Below are 17,595 nucleotides of genomic sequence, written 5' to 3'. Positions count from 1 at the left end.
GCATCCATGAGCGGCGCACTGATCGTCCTCGACATCGGCAAGACCAACGCCAAGCTGACCCTGATCGACGCCGGCGGCCGGACGCTCGCCGAGCAGCGCCGGCCGAATACGGTGCTGGCGGACGGGCCCTACCCGCACCACGACACCGACGGCATCTGGGAATGGCTGCTGGCCACCTGCCGCGCCTTCGCCGCGCAGGCCGAGGTCGCGGCCATCGTCCCGGTGACCCACGGCGCCACCGCCGCCCTCGTTGACAGCGACGGCCTGGTACTGCCCGTGCTCGACTACGAGGCGGAACTGCCCGGCGTCGACTACGACACCGTACGCCCGCCCTATGCCGAGACCCGTTCGCCCGGCCTGCCGGCCGGCCTGAACCTGGGCCGCCAGCTGGCCTGGCTGCAGCAGCGCTACCCCGCCGGGTTCGGGCGCGCGCATCGCATCCTGATGTACCCGCAATATTGGGCCTGGCGCCTGTGCGGGGTGGCTGCCGGCGAAGCGACCTCGCTGGGATGCCATACCGACCTCTGGGATCCGCTGCGCCAGCAGTATTCCAGCCTGGTCGAACGCATGGGCTGGCAGGCCCTGATGCCGCCGCTGCGGCCTGCCTCGGCCGTCCTCGGCACGCTGCGCCCGAAGGTGGCGGCGGCTACCGGACTGCCGCCCGCCTGCGAGGTCCTGAGCGGCATCCACGACAGCAATGCGTCGCTGCTGCGCTACCTGGACAAGTCGGGCAAGGCCACCCCGCGCACGGTGCTCTCCACCGGCACCTGGCTGATCGCCGCGGCCTTTGGCGCCGACCTGGCCGGCCTGCGCGAGGACGCCGACATGCTGGCCAATACCAGTGCGCTCGGCCAGCCGGTAGCGTGCATGCGCTTCATGGGCGGCCGGGAGTTCGGCGAACTGGCCGGCGTCCAGGAACATGGGCAAGCCTGTTCGCCGGCCGACCTGGCGCGCATGATCGGACAAGGCACGTGCGCCCTCCCCTGCTTTGCGGCCACCGGCGGACCGTTCGCGGGCCGTGCCGGACGCATCGCCGGCCCCGCGCCGCAAGACGCTGCGGAACGCTATGCGCTGGCCACGCTGTACGTGGTGCTGATGACGGATTACTGCCTGGAGATGCTCGGCGCCGCCGGCCCGCTGTCGGTGGAGGGCAGCTTTACCGCCAACCCCTGGTTCGGCCGGCTGCTGGCGGCCCTGCGTCCGCAGCAGGCGGTGAGCTATTCGGACGACGGCAGCGGCACGACCTGCGGCGCCTGGCTGCTGCGCTACCGCGACGGCACGCCGCCCGGCGCGGGCGCGGCGGTGGCGCCGCTGTCCCTGGCCGGACTTGAAGCCTATCGCGCGCGCTGGCTGGATGCACTGAATTCAGCTTAAGCAGCCCCTTCTTTCACTGTCCGGTGATCATTTCCGATCCAGATGAAGGCAGTCTCCCAGCCCCAGATTTCGGCAATGATTGGCACCGTCAACGGGGCCAGGATCGCAGCCGGGAAGTTGCCCGCTTCGCCAAGCGCCAGGATTGCGCGCGCAACGATGAAGCCAGCGATCGACGCCGGCACTGCTGCAAAGCCCAGCATTGTGAGCACGCTGTTGATTGCGTAACCTAAGGAGAGCGAGAACGCGTGGACAATCGCCCCGATCGACCAAACCAGGATCGCGAGCTGATAGGCACGTTTGGTGCCGAGACGGTCGACGATGCGGCCTGCGAACAGCAGTGCCACCGCGTACACGAACTGGAACGCAGCGGCGATATTCGCGTAATCGTTGTTCGACCACCCGAATTGCTTGGACAAAGAGGGGGCAAGCAGGCTCAGGACTTGGCGGTCGAGGTAATTAATCGTGGTTGCAAAGAACAGCAGACCACAAATGGCCCACCTGTAATTGCCGATAGCGCTCGGGTGCATGGTCGAGGTCTTTCTCGTCGCCAGGACGAATTAAGATCGGTTGTTTGGACGTGATGACGAGGCCGCCGCGATGCGATGCCTGACCAATGCGGGCCCGGCGCGCAGCCGCTTCGGGACAATGCCTTGCGACCGCCACCAAGCACATCCGCTTACAGGCGTTCGACGACGAGGTTCGATAGCACCGCTTCCCCGACCTCCGGCACCAAGTCCAGCCGCAGGATGCCATCACGAACCTCGACGTCGAAATTACGCGTGATGGCCGTGGCTGGCGCGCCCGCGACGGCCACGATATCCAGGCTGGGAAGCACCACGCCGCCGTTGGCGGTCACGCTGAAACGGCGCGTGCCCGGTTGCGCATCCTTGACAGGATCCAGGAAACCCAGGCGCACGCGGTAGCGTCCATTCTCGAGCGCGATGCGGTAACCGAAGCTCCCATGGCGCACGGCTGCCCACAGTGCGGCGTCACGCACGTCGGTGACGTTGCGGACATGGGTGCCGAAACGGCTACCGTAGGGTGAGTCCAGTTCTAGCGGCGTGCCCTGGCCGCCGACGAAGAAGTTGTCGGAGCCGTAGCGGTGACCGTCGCTCGAGACCTGGCCGGTTGCGATCTGCCCAGCGGCCAGGTAGACATTGCGCGCGTTGTCGGGCGCCAGGGTCCATGCCACCGCATCGCTCGTCCTTGCGGTTCCATGCATGCCTTGCGCTTGCAGCTGGTTGCTGCCTTCGTCCAGACGCACATGCTCGAATACGCAGGTGCGCAGCGGGCACTCGTCGGCCTTGCGCACACCGATTTCGCGGCCGTTGAGAGACAGCGTCACCATGTCCGCATTTGAATACACGCGCACGTCCGTCACCCGATAGGCGCGATCGCGGTAGCGCCGACCGGTGATCCACGTGACCGGCGCCTCGCTCCAGTTCGCCTTGTAGAAGTAGAACGGATCCTTGCGCGTGGCACGGTCGAAGGTAACCAGGCCTTTTGTGTTAGTCCCGCCGATGTCTCCTTCATGACGCGTGCCGGAGCCGAAATCGAACATCGACCAGATGAAGCTGCCCCACAGGTAATCCCGCCGGGCCAGTGCCGCATAGATTTGCTCGTGCACGTAGTTCGCGTAGCCTTCGGGCTGATACACGACGCGGCTGCGGCCGTGCATGTCCATGGCGCCGACCAGGCCGCCGAGCGGGTTGTCGGTCTGCTGGGATAGCGCAGCGCCGGCCCCGTACTCGGACACGCCGAGCGGGTGCGTCGGATACTTGGCGTGAAAGCGGTCGAGGGCCGCACCGAAGGCATCGCCACCGCCTGGGTAGTACCAGAGGTGGTAACGGTTGACCGCCCAGATGTCGGTGATGCCACCGGTCGGCAGCACGGGGAACATCGGTCCGACGATCGGGTAATCCTCATTGAAATCGGCAAGCGTGGTCGGACGTGTGGGGTCTTCCTGCTTTGCCAGCGCATGCAGTCGCCGCACGGCTGGCGTGACAGTGTCAACGCCGTGGCAGGTTCCGCCCATCGCCACCTCGTTGGCGACCGACCACATGGCGATGCCGGGATCATTGTAGTGCTGCCGGATCATCTCGCGCAGTTGATCGTCCAGGTTGTCGAGGAAGGCCGGCGGGATCGCCGCGCCGGCCTTGCAGTCGGCCGGTGTCAGGCTGCGCTCGACGAAGGGCAGTTCGGCCCACACGACCAGGCCGAGCCGGCCGGCCTGCTGGTAGGTGTGGGCCGCATGTGGATAGTGCGCCAGCCGCACCGCGTTGGCGCCCATCTCGCGCACCATTGCCAGCGAGGCGTCGATCTCGCGCGGTCCGATGGCCCAGGCCTTGTCCTGCCAGTCCTGGTGCAGGTTCACGCCGTGCAGGCGCAGGTGCTGGCCGTTCAGGAACAGGCCGGCCTGGGGATCAAAGCGGAATTGGCGGATACCGAATGGCTGCTCGACACGGTCGATCACGCGGCCGGCCCCGTCGGCCAGTTCGACCTGCAGGCGGTACAGGTAGGGATTGGCTACGCCTTGCCACAGGTGTGGACGGGGGACGGACAGGACCAGTTCGCCCTGCGCCTTTGCGCCGGCGCCGACCCGCAGCCTCCGTACGCTGGACGACACCGTTTTTCCCGTGGCATCGATCAGGTGCGTGCGCAGCGTCAGGCCGGCGTCAGTCGCCTTTTCGTTCTCGACCAGCGCGCGCACACGCACGTTGGCGCGGTCACGGTCGACGGAGACAGTATCGGCGTATACACCGCTGCTGCCGTAATCGCCCAGTGCAAGGTGTGCACGCGCCGGCGTCTCGATCAGCGACACACTGCGATACAAGCCACCCGACATGTTGAAATCGCCGCCCAAGGGCGCGATGGCGGTCAGATCGTCGCCGTGGACAGGCGCACTGTTGTCGACCTTGACCAGCAGGACGTTCTTGCCAGCCGCGAGCTTGTCGGTGACGTCGAAGCGAAAGGCGGTGAACGCGCCACGATGCCGGCCCAGGTATTTGCCATTCAGCCAGACGTCGGCGACGATGCTGGCGCCATCGAACTGTAACCAGGCGTTGGCCGGTAGCGCGCCATGGTCGAACTCGAGCCGGTACCAGCCGCGTCCACGTTTGTATGGTTTGCTGTCCGGGCTGGTCTGCGCGGTGCTGGCGGCGTCAGTCATGTTCCAGGTGTGCGGCACGCTGACGGCTTGCCAGTCGGTGCCGCTCGACGCGAGGGCAGCAGAATCCGCCAGCGTATCGTTCTGTACAAAACGCCAGTGTTCAAGCAAAGGCGTTTCCCGGCGCACGGTGTCGCCCGTTGCTGCGCTGCTGGTGAATGAAATGCTGGAGCACGCCAGCAGGGCGGCGAGTCTCAGACCGCGCAGAGTAAAAGCTCGTGTCATGGGCGCCTCATTGCTGCATCGGTTTTGACACCAGGACCCGTCGCCAGGCTCGTGGAAGGGTCGGCCAGCGAAACGATCGCTGACGAGGGGTGTACTACAGGCATGCCGTCTCCGTTTGCGCCGGTCCGTTTGGCCGGCCTTTTGTTTGCAGCTCCTTGGCAGCCGATGCGGGAACGCACGCAGTCGGGAGGTGTTCCGAGTATAGGACCGTTGCTCTCCGACCTTAAAGTCGATATTTCCGATACCTGCTATCGAAAATCTGGCATCCGAAACGAGTCAGCTGCCGGCCCGGCTGCGGGGTGCGAGAGGCGACCTAGCTGGAACTGACTGTTCCAAAAAATGCGGCGACCAGGGGGTCGCGTCGGGCTGGATAGTGATGCACCACTAAAGGAAAGTTGACGTCGTCAGCCAGCACATGCAGGAATTGTCGCCCAGGGTTTACGCAGTGACGCGATGGACTGCTGCGCAGGGCAAGGCGCTGCGGACGGGAACTGTCCGTCAACGAATTGAGGAACTGTTGCACATTGGCTGTATCCGGGCGTAAGCGAAAGTGCGTCCGTCGGTCCGGATCGGACTCTGCCACGCCAGCCTGCTCCAGGTTGGCGCAACGAGTATAGGGCCGGCGCTGACCATCTTGAAAGACGCGATTCCCGATACCTGCTATCGGCGGTGAGCCGGCCTTGGGACAAAACGAAGCTGCTCGGCTAGTCCGGCAAGCGAGCAAGCCCCCGTTCGGCATCACCGGCCTTCATCGTTCCTGGTGACATTCCCCACGCGACGTCACGCTCTACGCCGCCACAACGCTGCCAGAGGCCGCCGAATGGCCACTCGGATGGGCAGTCATAGCGCCAGGCTTGCCGCCTGTTGCATACGTACTTCGATCACGCCGTCATCAAACTTGCCATTCCGCGTCCCGTCTCGATGGCGTTGGCGGAGAGCGGCGCCATCGGCAGGTCGCGGTTCGAGGTCATGCCGCGCGCGACGTCCAGCATGACGCCGCGCAGCCAGATATGGCACGGATCGTTTTCCTGGAAGCGGTGCCATTGCAGGCATTCGGCCAGCACCGGCAGTTGGTAAGGCAGCGGCAGCACGCGGATCGGCAGGCGGCGTGCGCACCCGAGCGCAAGGCGCGTGTGCATGGTGGCGACCAGGTCGGTGCCGACCAGTGCGGTGGCCATGCTGGAAAAATCGGAGGTGGTGACACGGATGCGCCGTCTGACGTCGAGGGCCTGCAGCATCCGCTCTTCCATCGTCGGCGAGCGCGGGCGGCCCAGCATGGGCGCGATATGCGAGAGGCGCTCGTAGGTGGCGGCGTCGAGCTGGTCGCCGACCTGGGTATTGCCCTCCCAGATCACCACGCAATAATGGTCTTCGAACAGCAGGCGCTGCGGGTGTTCGGGATCCAGGAAGTTGCGCGGGATGATGAGGAAATCGTTCTCGCCACGGCGCAGTTTTTCGTTGGCGTCATCCGCCAGCGGCACCAGGTCCAGCGTCATGTTGGGGGCGTCGCGCAGCACGCGCGCGATCACCCGGTTCAGGAAGACCTCGGTCGCGTAGTCCGACACCATGATCTTCATCGTGCGCGTCTCGCGTGCGGGATCGAAACTGACGCGGATGCCGACCGTGGCGTGCACGTGCAGGATCAGGTCGCGCACCGGTCCCACCAGCTGGCGTCCCAGCACCGTCAATTCCATGTTGCGGCCCACGGCGGCCAGCAGGTCGTCCTCGAAAAACTCGCGCAGGCGCGCCAGCATGCCGCTCATGGCGGACTGGCTGACGTTCACGCGTGCCGCCGCGCGGGTGATGTTCTGCTCCTCCAGCAGCGCATCGAGCGCCAGCAGCAGGTTCAGATCGAGGCGGTTGAAACGCATTGCTTGTCTCCTTGTTATCCTCGCGACCGGGTCGCAGTTCTACCCTCACTGTATTTATTTTTGGCCTGCCTGTCATTAAAAAAAGCGGCCCGCGCCACGCGCAGCGCGGAAGGGGCCGCCGGCCGTGCAAGGGACTCAGGCTGTCGGATCACGCACGAAAGCCAGCAGCGGGCCGGCCAGCGCCTCGTCGCCGCTGTTGATCGAGTACACCTGGCTCAGGTGATTGTGATTACGGATCACGGCGACGCGCGGCGCGAAGCCGTGCCGGGTGACCAGCCGGGAAAACAGCTCTCCTGCCTGCGCCTGCATCTGGATCGGGTCCAGTTCCGCATACGTGATCGCCAGCGGGAAGGGATCGGCATTCACCAGCTCCACCGTCGACATGGCCCGATAGCGGGCGAAGTCGGTACCGAAGTAGGCCTCGTTGCGCGGGTCCGGCGTGGCGATCCCCAACTGCTCGCGCGCCAGCAGTTCCAGCTCGGCGTTGTACACGCCGGAGGCCAGGAACGCTCCGGCGATCTTCAGGCCTTCGTCGGGGTGAAAGCGCTTGATCAGCGTCGCCGCCGCCACGTGCGCCGCCCCCGCGGATTCGCCGGCCAGCACGATGTGATCGGGGTTGCCGCCATGCTGCGCCACATTCGCGCGGGCCCACTCCAGTACCGCCGACGCGTCCTGCGCCCCGGCCGGCCAGCGGTGGCGCGGTCCCAGGCGGTAGTTCGGCAGGATCGCCAGCACGCCATGGCGCGAGAAATAGTGGCCGACGGCCGCGCGGTCGGCCTTGTCGCCGCGGATGAAGCCGCCGCCGTGCAAGAACACGACGACCGGCGCCGCTTTCTCTTCGCCCAGCGGCAGATAGACGTCCAGGCGCTGCCGTTCGTCCTGCCCGTAGACGATGTCACGCAGGACCTCGCCGCCCAGCGGCATGTCGGCCAGCAGCGGCGCGTACAAGGCCTTGGCGGCCGGCGGGTCGATCACCGGGCCGGCCGCGCGTATGATCTGCTCGAGTTCGCGCAAGGACGGCTTGCTCGTCATCGTCCCTCCTGGAAGGCCGCCAGCGCCGGATCCTTGTGGAAGCGGCCGTCCTTCATGATGCCGCGCAGGCGCTTGCGGTCCTGCAGGATCCGCACGTCGGCGGTCGGGTCGCCATCGACCAGCAGCAGATCGGCCAGGAAGCCGGGCTTGACCTGGCCCAGCTCGTCGCCCATGCCCATCAGCTCGCCGCCGAGCAGCGTCGCGGCCGACAGCGCTTCCTCCGGCGTGAAGCCGAGGAGGTCGACGAACAGTTCCAGGTCGCGTGCATTGCGGCCGTTCGGATTGAACGGAAAACCGTAGTCGCCGCCCGGCAGCACGCGCAGGCCGCGCCGGCGCAGTTCCGGCACCAGTTTCTTCTGCAGTTCCAGCACCTCGGCGGCGCTCCTCTTCATGTGGCTCATGTCGAAGTGCGGCGGCGGGGCCGCGTCCAGCGTGGCCTGGATGATGCCGATCGCCGGCGCGATGAACACCTCGTCGCGCTTGGCTTCCAGCATGTCGAGCGCTTCCTCGTCTGCATAGGTGCAGTGGTACAGCACCCGGAAGCCCGCCCGCAGCCCCATCTTGACGGCATCGGAGGCCTGGGCGTGGCAGGCCAGCCACACGCCCGACTCGCGCGCCTGCGCGCCGGCGGCGTCGGCTTCCTCCTGCGTGTACATCAGCTGCTGCGACGCCCCCGGCTTCAGGGCGTCCTCGCCCGACAGCAGGAACTTGACCGACTTGGCGCCGATCGACGCACACTCTTTCACGAACGCGCGCACCGCCTCCGGGCCGCGGCCATGCTCGGCCACCTTGCCCGGGTCGAGTTCCTCGACGGTCGGCGGCTCGCGCTCGATCGACGAGGCGACCAGGCGCGGGCCCGGCATGCCGCCGCTGGTAATGAAGGTGTTCAGCACGACCTCGACCGACTTGCTCAGCGAGCCGGCCGAGTAGGCGCCGGTAAACCCGTGGTCGAGCAGGATACGGGCATTGCGCGCCGTCGTCAGGACCAGGTCTTCCGGCGGCAGGGCCATGCCCGGTACGAAACGCTCGACCGAACTGGGCCAGGATAGATGGGCATGCGCCTCGATCAGGCCCGGCATCAGGGTCGCGCCCTCGCCGTCGATGACCCGGTCGCCGTCCTGGCGTGCGATGCGGCGCTCGCCGTCAGCCACCTCGGCGATGCGATTGCCCTCCACGCGTACCGCACCGATCCCCTGGCGCATCTGGGCGCCGTCGAAAATGCGTACGTTTTCAAAAATAATACCGCCCACGTTGAGTCTCCCTGTTATTCACATCGAATTTGCTCAGCTTATCGATCCGGCCGGCCTGACCGAAGCCTATTTTGGCGATACCTGCTATCGCCGGCGGACGCTCATGCGGCGACGCCGTTGTTCCTTGCGATCTGCCCAAGCAGGCGCGCGCTCGGCCTGACGCTGCGCTTCATGGTCGTGCGGTCGACCGCGATCAGGCCGAAGTGCGGGCCGAAGCCGAAGATCCATTCGAAGTTGTCCAGCAGCGACCAATGGATGTAGCCCTTGACGTCGATGCCGTCCCTCAGACATTGGGCGACACCGCCCACCGCCGTGCGGATGTAGGCAACGCGCATGGCGTCGTCGTCGGTCGAGACCCCGTTCTCGGTGACGTAGATCGGCACCCTGACGTTCTTCGCCGTGTAGCGGATGGTCGCCTCCAGCGCCTGTGGGTAAAACTCCATGTGGCTCGAGGTGAACTTCGCGTCCTTCGGTGGCGGGCGCACGCCGTCCGGACCGATCAGTTCGCGCGTATAGGTCTGCACGCCGATGAAGTCGCCGTGCTCGCCGATGGCCCGGAACCAGGGCTCGTAGGCGATCGCGCGCTTCTTCGCGACCATCGCCTCGCCGCCGTCGACCGCCTGGTCGTCCGCGATCGCGATCGAGAAGCCGACCGGCAGGTTCGGATGGACGGCCTTGATCGCCTGGTAGCCGGCGGCATGGGCCCGCAGCAGGCCGGCCTCGATCCTGGCGAAGTCGCCGAAGATCCACGATGACCACTTGCCGGTGCCGGCCACCTGCCCCGCCCTGGCGAGCATGGCGCGCATGTTCGGGTTGTCGGCCATGCCTGCAAGCGGGCCCGGGATGCCGAACAGCAGGCGCGGGAGGTTCGGCTCGTTGAAGGTGGTCGCGTAGTCGATCAGTTCGCCCAGGTGGCGCGCCACCCTGTCGCAGTAGCGCACATACAGCTGGGTGGAGCCCGGGTCTTCCCAGCCGCCCCGCGCCGCGAACCAGGCCGGGGTGACGAAGTGGTTGAAGCTGACCATGGCCTTGACGCCGTGCTTGCGGCAGGACAGCAGCACGTCGCGGTAGTGTTCCAGCGCGGCGATCGAGAACATGCCCTCGACCGGCTCGACGCGCGCCCACTCGATCGAGAAGCGGAAGGTGTTCAGGCCGAGCGAGGCCAGGGTCGCGATGTCCTGGTCGTACAGGCGATAGTGGTCGACCGCCGCGCCGGACGGCTCCCTGAACTCGGTCGGCTTGATGTTTTCGAGCAGCCAGGCGTCGCTGGCCACGTTGTCGCCCTCGGCCTGGTGGCCGGCGATCGCCGCGCCCCACAGGAATCCCTTTGGGAAGGCGCCCGCATGGCTGCCGGCGGCTGCGCGGGCCGCCGCCGGCAGCAGCGCGGCGCCGGTCAGCACGGTGCCCAGGCCCAGCAGGCTGCGGCGGCGGGCATCGTGTCGGTCATCTTGTCGTGTCATGTTTATCTCCAGTGTTCTTATGTGATCGTTAATGGATTCCGGTGGCCAGCGGCCGGGCGCCGGCGCGGCGCGCCAGCATGGCGAACAGCAGCGTGGCGCTCAGGCCCACCGCGACGGCCAGCGCGGCCTGCCCCGCGAAGCCGGCGCGCATCGCCACCGCACCCGCCAGCGCCGGGCCGATCGCCGAGCCGGTCATCATCATCGCGGGTGTCGAGGCCAGCGCGCGGCCGCTCGGGTCCAGGCGCGCAATCAGTCCGAACAGGAAGGTGTGGGTGAAGATCAGCACCGCCGGGTACACGGCGCCCGCCAGCGCATAGGGCAGGAAGTCGCTGGAGAGCGTGACGGTCAGCGCCAGCGCGGCCTGCAGCGGCGCCGCCACCAGGGCCACGCGCACCGGGTCCAGGCGTTTCTGCAACAGCGCGGCGACGGCGGCCGGAAACAGGTTGAGCAGGCCGACCACGACCAGCAGGCCATTCACCCGGTCCTGGCCGAAGCCGCGCGCCACGCCGATCCGGTCCAGCATGCTGAAGGTCAGCGCCTGGTTCAGCGCCATGCAGGCCACGCCGAGGATCGCGAACCAGGCCGCGCGCGGCAGCGGACCGGCAAGGCCGCGTTCCCGGACCTGCGCCGCCACCTGCGGAAAGCCGATCGCGCAGGCCAGTGCCGCCAGCGCCATCAGGCCCGCGAACACCATAAAGAGCATGGCTCCGCCATGCGCCGCCACCGCTGCCGGCACCGCCGCGTAAAAGATGACGGCGCCGATACCCAGCGCCGTGCCGGCCAGCGCGAACAGCCGGTGCGGATTGGCGCTCCTGCCGATCGTGCCGTGGGCAAGCGACAGTGCGGCGCCGGTGGCGACGCCGGCCACCAGGTGCAGCGCCGCCAGCCCGGCGAATGCGTTCACCCGCGACGCGCCGAGGAAGGCCAGCGCGGCGATGCCGTAGCCGGCGGCGGTGCAGGCGCCGCGCGGCAGCCGGTTGTACAGCGGCGCAGCGAGCATGCTGGCGCCCACGGCCCCGAGCAGGAAGGCGGTGACGATCATGCCCGCGTGCTCCAGGTCGAAGCCGTAATGCTGGACCAGCGTGCCGACCCAGACCGGCAGCGCGACCAGGTCGACCATGCCGGCGAAGTGGCACAGCATGAGTGTGGCGCGGCCGCGGCCACGTTCCGGGACGCGGCCCGGTGAAATGGTGTGCATGGGTGTCTCCGTTGTCGGTGTTGTTGTCCTTGCCCGGCAACGATAGCAGCGCGGCGTGTGCGGCCGAAGACCAGAGTTGCGATAGGAGCTATCAGGTTTTCCGATCGCTCACGCGTTTGATCATTACCCTCGCAAGCCGATAGCAGGTATCGGGAATTACGACTTCATGATGGATGCGATGCGTGCCTATACTCGATTCGACTCATCTACATAACAAGCCGGCCGCAGGGACCGGCGCACAAGGAGACTTATATGGCCGCACCACGTACCCCGTCGGCGATCGGTTCGCTGACCGTCCTTTCGATGAGCCTCGCCGCGATCTGGAGCCCGGCCCAGGCCCAGGCCGACGGCAGCGGCGCCAGCCCGGAAGCGGTCAGGAAAGCCGACAACGGGATCCAGACGGTCGTCGTCACCGCGCAGAAGCGCGCCCAGAGCATCAAGGAAGTCCCGGTCGCGATCACGGCCGTCAGCGCCGCCCAGCTCGAGCGCGCCGGCGTCAAGGACATCGGTGACCTGTCCAAGACCGCCGCCTCGCTCGAATTCGGCGACCAGTCCGCCGGCGGCCCGGGCGGCAGCGCCTCGATCCGCGGCGTCGGCACGGCCGTCTTCACGGTTTCGGCCGAAAGCTCGGTCGGCGTGGTCGTCGACGGCGTGCCCCAGGGCGCCACCGCCAGCGGCCTGATGCTGGACCTGGCGCGCGTCGAGGTACTGCGCGGCCCGCAGGGTACGCTGTTCGGCAAGAATGCCTCGGCCGGCGTACTGAACATGGCGACCCAGGAACCGATCATCGGCGACGCCGGCGGCAGCGTGTCGCTGGAATTCAAGGGCAAGCATGGCGACGCGGTGCGCGCCACCGGCAACGTGCCGCTGAACGACATCTCGGCGCTGCGCATCTCCGGCATCGCCGAGCGCAACAAGGGTGTCTACCACAACACGCTGACCGGCGAGGACAGCGTCACCGACAATGGCGGCGCGCGCCTGCGCTACCTGCTCAAGCCGAACAATGACCTGAGCGTCAACCTGATCGGCGAAGCCTCGAACAGCTTCAGCGAAAATGCGGTGTTCTTCGCGCCCTCGGTGGCCTATGCGACCAACACGGCGGGCAATCACCATCCGGCGGCGGAGTTCGCGTCCTGCGGCGTGACGGTCTCCAAGACCAACAACGAGGTCTGCTCGGACGGTCCAGAACTGCGGCACACCCAGGTGCGTGGCCTGTCCGCCCAGGTCGACTGGACCATGCCGAACGGGAGCTCGCTGACCTCGATCACCGGCTACCGCACCCGCAAGCAGGGTCCGGACAGCGTCAACATCGGCATGTCGAACACCTACGACAAGGTCGACAACTATGTTCCTCACCAGGATGCGCGCCAGTTCTCGCAGGAGCTGCGCATTGCTTCGCCCATCAAGCAGCCCCTGGAATACGTGGCCGGCCTGTTCTACGCGGACTCCGCCAACTACAAGGATTCGACCACCACCATCCTGCCCAGCCCCTTCGCGCCCTCGCCCCCGGTGCCGCGCTCGATCGCGACCGACGCCATCCAGCACGCCAAGCTGAGCACCAAGGCCGTATTCGGCCAGGCGACCTGGCACCTGACCGAGGATACGGGCCTGATCGGCGGCCTGCGCTACACCCGCGACAGCGTCTCGGCCGACCAGACCCAGTCCAGCGTGGTCGCCTTCGCGCCCTTCACGCTGCCGGCCAGCGTCAAGAGCTCCAGCGGCCACGCCGACCAGTCGAACCTGTCCGGCAAGCTGGGCCTGCAGCATACGATCTCGAAAACCGCCAACGTCTACGCCACGCTCAGCCGCGGCTACAAGGGCCCGCAGATCGACACCAGCACCCCGATCAACGTCGCCGCGGACGCCGGCAGCTATCCCGGCTACACGGTCAAGCCCGAGCTGCCGACCAGCCTGGAACTGGGCACCAAGCTGTCCTTCCTGCAGCGCCGCCTGGACGTCGACCTGGCGGCCCTCCATACCAAGATCAAGGACTTCCAGGAGCAGAACTGCACGCTGACCCCGGTCGGCGCGCTCTCCTGCATCCCGCTGAACGTGCCGAACGTGACCACCAAAGGTCTCGAAGCCGACATCCGCGCCCGTCCCCTGCCGCAGCTGCAGCTCGGCATGAGCCTGGCGCTCATCCTCGACACCGCCTATCCGGCCGGCTTCAGCTTCGACAACGTGAACGTCGGCGGCCAGCGCCTGATGTACTCGCCGCGCAGCAAGGTCACGCTGAACGGCGACTACAACTGGGACCTGCCGGGGGACTACCAGCTGAAGTTCGGCGGCGACCTGGTCTACAAGAGCCGCGTCCGCTACTGCAACACGCTCGACCCGGAGTGCGGCTTCGGCGGCCATTCGGTGGCCTCGCTGCGCGTGGCGCTGCGTTCGCCGGATGACAAGTGGGGCGTCGCAGTCTACGACCGCAACCTCGCCGACAAGCGTGTGCCGAACGCGATCATCTACCCGCTGCCGGGCAAGGGCGCCGGTTCGGGCTTCGCCTACAGCCTGGGCGAGAACTCCTTCCGCCGCATCGGCGTGACGGTCGACTACCGCTTCTGATCCGCATTGAGCTCATGCGCGGCCGCGACGTTCGAACGTCCGGCCGCGCCGCCGTTTGATGGACAGCACAAGGAAACCAACGCAATGTCAGGACACGCTTCCCCTCTTCGCCAGATCGCCCTGGCGGCCGCCATCGCCTGCCTCGCTACGCCGGTACCGGCGGCCCCCGGCGACCCGCTCGCCGCCGGTTTCGACAATCCGCCCCAGAGCGCCCGTCCCCGCGTGTGGTGGCACTGGCTGAACGGGAACGTCACGAAGGAAGGCATCCGCCGGGATCTCGACTGGATGGCGCGCTCGGGCCTGGGCGGCCTGCAGAACTTCGATGCCGAGATGATGACCCCGCAGGTGGTCGCCAGGCGCCTGCCCTACATGAGCCCCGAATGGGATGACGCCTTCAGGTTCGCCGTCCAGCAGGCCGAGCAGCACAAGCTGGAGTTCGGCATCGCCGCCTCGGCCGGCTGGAGCGAGACCGGCGGCCCATGGGTGCGCCCCGAAGACGGCATGAAGAAGCTGGTGTGGAGCGAGACCATCGTCGAAGGCGGCAAGCCGCTGGAACTGAAGCTGCCCGCCGCACCGCGCACCACCGGCCCCTTCCAGGACCTGTTCGTCCAGCCCGACATCATGGGCCAGCGCCCGGCCGCGGACAAGCTGGCGCGCTGCGGCGCCGACATCGCCGTGTATGCCTATCCCGTGGACACCGCCCCCCTGCCCTTGCCGGCCATACGCGTGGCCGGCAAGGACCTGGACGCCGCCAGGCTGGCGCAGCTCGGCGAGGCCGCCGTCGCCGAGATCGCCCTGCCCTCAAGCGACAAGCCGGCCATCATCACCCTCGATTACGCCTCCCCGCAGACGGTACGCTCGGCGACCATCTTCTTCCCGGGCGTGGCCACGCTGTTCGACGGCGCCGGCGTGCAGCCGATGCTCGAAGCCAGCATTGATGGCGCCCACTGGCGCAAGGTCGCCGACCTGCCGCCGGCCCTGGTGCCGGCCAGCGCCGGCTTCGCCCCGGTCACGGCGGCCCATTTCCGTGTCGTCATCGCGGCCAAGCCCGCCGCGCCGAACCCCGCCTTCATGCCGGTGCCGGGCGCCGACACCGGCCCGTTCGGCGCGCTCGGCCAGGCGAAAGGCCTGCGCCTCGCCCACTTGCGCCTGTCGGGCGAGCCGAAGGTCAACCAGTTCGAGACCAAGGCCGGCTTCGCCACCGCCGACGATTACTATGCGCTCGACACCGGCGTCGATGCCGGCGAGGCCGGCGTCGCCCCGTCCGCCATCGTCGACCTGAGCGGCAAGGTGCGCCCCGACGGCACGCTGGACTGGACTCCGCCGAACGGCAGGTGGAAAATCCTGCGCCTCGGCTGGTCGCTGACCGGCACCGAAAACCACCCGGCGACCCCGGAGGCCACCGGGCTGGAGGTCGACAAGTACGACGGCAAGGCGGTCCGCAACTACCTCGAGACCTATCTGTCGAAATACGAACACGCGGCCGGCAAGGAGCTGGTCGGCGCCCGCGGCGTGCGCGCGCTGGTCACGGACAGCATCGAGGTCGGGGCCTCCAACTGGACCCCGCGCCTGCTGGAGCAGTTCAGGCGCCTGCGCGGCTACGACGCCCGGCCCTGGCTGCCGGCGCTCGCCGGCGTCATCGTCAAGGACCGCGCCCGCAGCGATGCCTTCCTGTACGACTACCGCCGCACGCTGGCCGAGCTGATGGCCAGCGAACATTACGGCACGGTGGCCGAGGTCGCGCGCGCGCATGGCATGCGCGTGTACGGCGAGGCGCTGGAAAGCGCCCGCGTCACCCTCGGCGACGACATGGCAATGCGCAGCCACACCGATATCCCGATGGCGGCGATGTGGACCTACCGCCCGGAATTCGGCCCCAACCCGACCGCCATCGCCGACATGCGCGGCGCCGCTTCCGTGGCCCACCTGTACGGCCAGAACCTGGTCGCCGCCGAATCCATGACCAGCGCGATGGCGCCCTGGGCCTTCGCCCCCTCCGACCTGCGTCCGATGATCGACATGGAATTCGCCAGCGGGGTCAACCTGCCGGTCATCCATACCTCGGTGCACCAGCCGCTGGGCGACGACAAGAAGCCCGGCCTGTCGCTGGCAATCTTCGGCCAGTACTTCAACCGCAACGAGACCTGGGCCGGCATGGCCCGCCCCTGGGTCGACTACATGGCGAGGAGCAGCTATCTCCTGCAGCAGGGCCGTTTCTACGCCGACGTCGGCTATTTCTATGGCGAGGAAGCGCCGCTGGTCGCGCTGTACAAGAAGGGGCCGCCGCCCGACGCGCCGCGCCGCTACGCCTACGACTTCGTGAACGCGGACGCGCTGCTGCACAAGCTCGCGGTCAAGGATGGCGACGTGGTGGCGGCCAGCGGCGCGCGCTACCGGGTGCTGTACCTGGGCGGCTCCAGCCAGCGCATGACGCTCGCCGTGCTGCGCCGCCTGCAGGCGCTGGCAGGGCAAGGCGCGACCATCGTCGGACCGGCGCCAAGCGCGACACCCGGCCTGGCCGACGATGCGGACGCCTTCGCCGCCCTGGTCAAGCGGATGTGGAGCGGCGCGCCCGTCACCGCCATCGGCAAGGGACGCGTCATCGATGGCCGCGACGTGGAGGCCGCCCTGGCGCAGCTCGGGCAGGCGCCCGATGTCGACTTCGGGACCGAAGTCGGCACGCCGGTCCTGTTCGTGCACCGGCGCCTGCGCGATGGCGACATCTATTTCGTGAGCAACCGGAGCGATGCGGCGCTGAACACGGCCGCGCATTTCAACGTCCGTGGCAAGGCGGCCGAGTTCTGGCATGCGGACACCGGACGCGGCGAAGCCGCAAGCTACCGCAGCGGCCAGGCCGGGACCGTGGTGCCGCTGGCGCTGGGCGCGCACGAGTCGGTCTTCGTCGTGTTCCGGCGCCCGGCCACGGCAGCCGCCAGGACGGTGCCCTTGCCCAGCTGGTCGCCGGCCGCCACGCTGGACGGCGCCTGGGCTGTAAGCTTCGACGGCCTGGCCGCGCCGGACCCGATCGCGCGTGGCGCCCTGGGCTCGCTCACCCAGAACGCCGATCCCCGCGTGAAGTACTTCTCGGGTACGACCACCTACCGGAGCAGCTTCACCTTGCCGGGCGGGGCCAGGCCGGACGCGCCGATGCAGCTCGATCTCGGCCAGGTCGGCGACGTGGCCGAGGTCCTTGTGAATGGCAAGCCCGCCGGCATCGCCTGGAAGAAGCCGTATCGGGTCGAGGTCGGCCAGCTGGTGAAACCTGGCGCCAACACGGTGGAAATCCGGGTTGCCAACCTCTGGGTCAACCGCCTCATCGGCGATGCCCAGCCGGGCGCGGCGAAGGTGAGCTTTACCACCATGCCGACCTACACGGCCGATGCGCCGCTACGGCCAGCGGGCCTGATCGGACCGGTCACCCTGCAGGTCCAACGCAATTCGAAAAGCGAGCGATAGC

At 67.7% G+C, this 17,595-nt stretch carries 10 protein-coding genes; 3 read left to right on the top strand and 7 right to left on the bottom strand.

Annotated features, from left to right (window positions below; genetic code table 11):
- Positions 1-6: 6 nt before the first annotated feature.
- On the top strand, positions 7-1,374 hold the full coding sequence (locus AM586_RS17330) for an FGGY-family carbohydrate kinase (RefSeq protein ID WP_047826970.1): 1,368 nt from the start codon (positions 7-9) through the stop codon (positions 1,372-1,374).
- Here the strand turns inward: AM586_RS17330 and AM586_RS17325 are convergent.
- The 7 genes from AM586_RS17325 to AM586_RS17295 form a co-directional block, all read right to left on the bottom strand.
- Entirely contained in the window at positions 1,371-1,901 is a 531-nt protein-coding gene (locus AM586_RS17325) for an MFS transporter (RefSeq protein WP_052234501.1), read from the bottom strand. The genes AM586_RS17330 and AM586_RS17325 overlap by 4 nt on opposite strands.
- A gap of 149 nt (positions 1,902-2,050) precedes the next feature.
- Positions 2,051-4,765 (bottom strand): glycoside hydrolase family 2, encoded by a 2,715-nt coding sequence (locus AM586_RS17320; RefSeq protein ID WP_047826971.1) that lies wholly within the window; start codon positions 4,763-4,765, stop codon positions 2,051-2,053.
- An 881-nt stretch (positions 4,766-5,646) separates the two neighbouring features.
- Positions 5,647-6,636, bottom strand: coding sequence for a LysR family transcriptional regulator (locus AM586_RS17315; RefSeq protein ID WP_047826972.1), 990 nt, complete (start codon positions 6,634-6,636; stop codon positions 5,647-5,649).
- Between the two features lie 135 nt (positions 6,637-6,771).
- Positions 6,772-7,668 carry an alpha/beta hydrolase gene (locus tag AM586_RS17310; protein ID WP_047826973.1) on the bottom strand — a complete coding sequence of 299 codons (897 nt, stop codon included), beginning with the start codon at positions 7,666-7,668 and terminating at the stop codon, positions 6,772-6,774.
- The gene (locus AM586_RS17305) at positions 7,665-8,918 is read right to left on the bottom strand and encodes an amidohydrolase family protein (RefSeq protein WP_197416523.1); all 1,254 of its coding nucleotides are present in this window, start codon (positions 8,916-8,918) and stop codon (positions 7,665-7,667) included. The genes AM586_RS17310 and AM586_RS17305 overlap by 4 nt, the downstream gene beginning before the upstream one ends.
- Before the next feature lie 101 nt (positions 8,919-9,019).
- Positions 9,020-10,378 carry a glycoside hydrolase family 1 protein gene (locus AM586_RS17300; protein ID WP_082439381.1) on the bottom strand — a complete coding sequence of 453 codons (1,359 nt, stop codon included), beginning with the start codon at positions 10,376-10,378 and terminating at the stop codon, positions 9,020-9,022.
- Between the two features lie 28 nt (positions 10,379-10,406).
- A complete protein-coding gene (locus AM586_RS17295; protein ID WP_047826975.1) occupies positions 10,407-11,576 on the bottom strand; it encodes an MFS transporter in 1,170 nt (389 codons plus the stop codon).
- Positions 11,577-11,828: 252 nt separating this feature from the next.
- Here AM586_RS17295 and AM586_RS17290 point away from each other — a divergent pair, with 252 nt between their 5' ends.
- Both AM586_RS17290 and AM586_RS17285 read left to right on the top strand, forming a co-directional pair.
- On the top strand, positions 11,829-14,138 hold the full coding sequence (locus AM586_RS17290; protein ID WP_060566637.1) for a TonB-dependent receptor: 2,310 nt from the start codon (positions 11,829-11,831) through the stop codon (positions 14,136-14,138).
- A gap of 84 nt (positions 14,139-14,222) precedes the next feature.
- Complete coding sequence (locus AM586_RS17285; RefSeq protein WP_047826977.1) at positions 14,223-17,594, top strand: glycosyl hydrolase; 3,372 nt, start codon at positions 14,223-14,225, stop codon at positions 17,592-17,594.
- Position 17,595 lies beyond the last annotated feature (1 nt).

The sequence above is a fragment of the Massilia sp. WG5 genome (assembly GCF_001412595.2).
GTDB lineage: Bacteria > Pseudomonadota > Gammaproteobacteria > Burkholderiales > Burkholderiaceae_D > Telluria.
This window is presented reverse-complemented; position numbering and strand designations above follow the sequence as displayed.

Excerpts from the sequence above, each read along its gene's own strand:
- AM586_RS17285 (WP_047826977.1), top strand. The coding sequence starts at position 14,223 with ATGTCAGGACACGCTTCCCCTCTTCGCCAGATCGCCCTGGCGGCCGCC.
- AM586_RS17325 (WP_052234501.1), bottom strand. The coding sequence starts at position 1,901 with ATGCACCCGAGCGCTATCGGCAATTACAGGTGGGCCATTTGTGGTCTG.
- AM586_RS17315 (WP_047826972.1), bottom strand. The coding sequence starts at position 6,636 with ATGCGTTTCAACCGCCTCGATCTGAACCTGCTGCTGGCGCTCGATGCG.
- AM586_RS17295 (WP_047826975.1), bottom strand. The coding sequence starts at position 11,576 with ATGCACACCATTTCACCGGGCCGCGTCCCGGAACGTGGCCGCGGCCGC.
- AM586_RS17330 (WP_047826970.1), top strand. The coding sequence starts at position 7 with ATGAGCGGCGCACTGATCGTCCTCGACATCGGCAAGACCAACGCCAAG.
- AM586_RS17300 (WP_082439381.1), bottom strand. The coding sequence starts at position 10,378 with ATGACACGACAAGATGACCGACACGATGCCCGCCGCCGCAGCCTGCTG.
- AM586_RS17290 (WP_060566637.1), top strand. The coding sequence starts at position 11,829 with ATGGCCGCACCACGTACCCCGTCGGCGATCGGTTCGCTGACCGTCCTT.
- AM586_RS17310 (WP_047826973.1), bottom strand. The coding sequence starts at position 7,668 with ATGACGAGCAAGCCGTCCTTGCGCGAACTCGAGCAGATCATACGCGCG.
- AM586_RS17320 (WP_047826971.1), bottom strand. The coding sequence starts at position 4,765 with ATGACACGAGCTTTTACTCTGCGCGGTCTGAGACTCGCCGCCCTGCTG.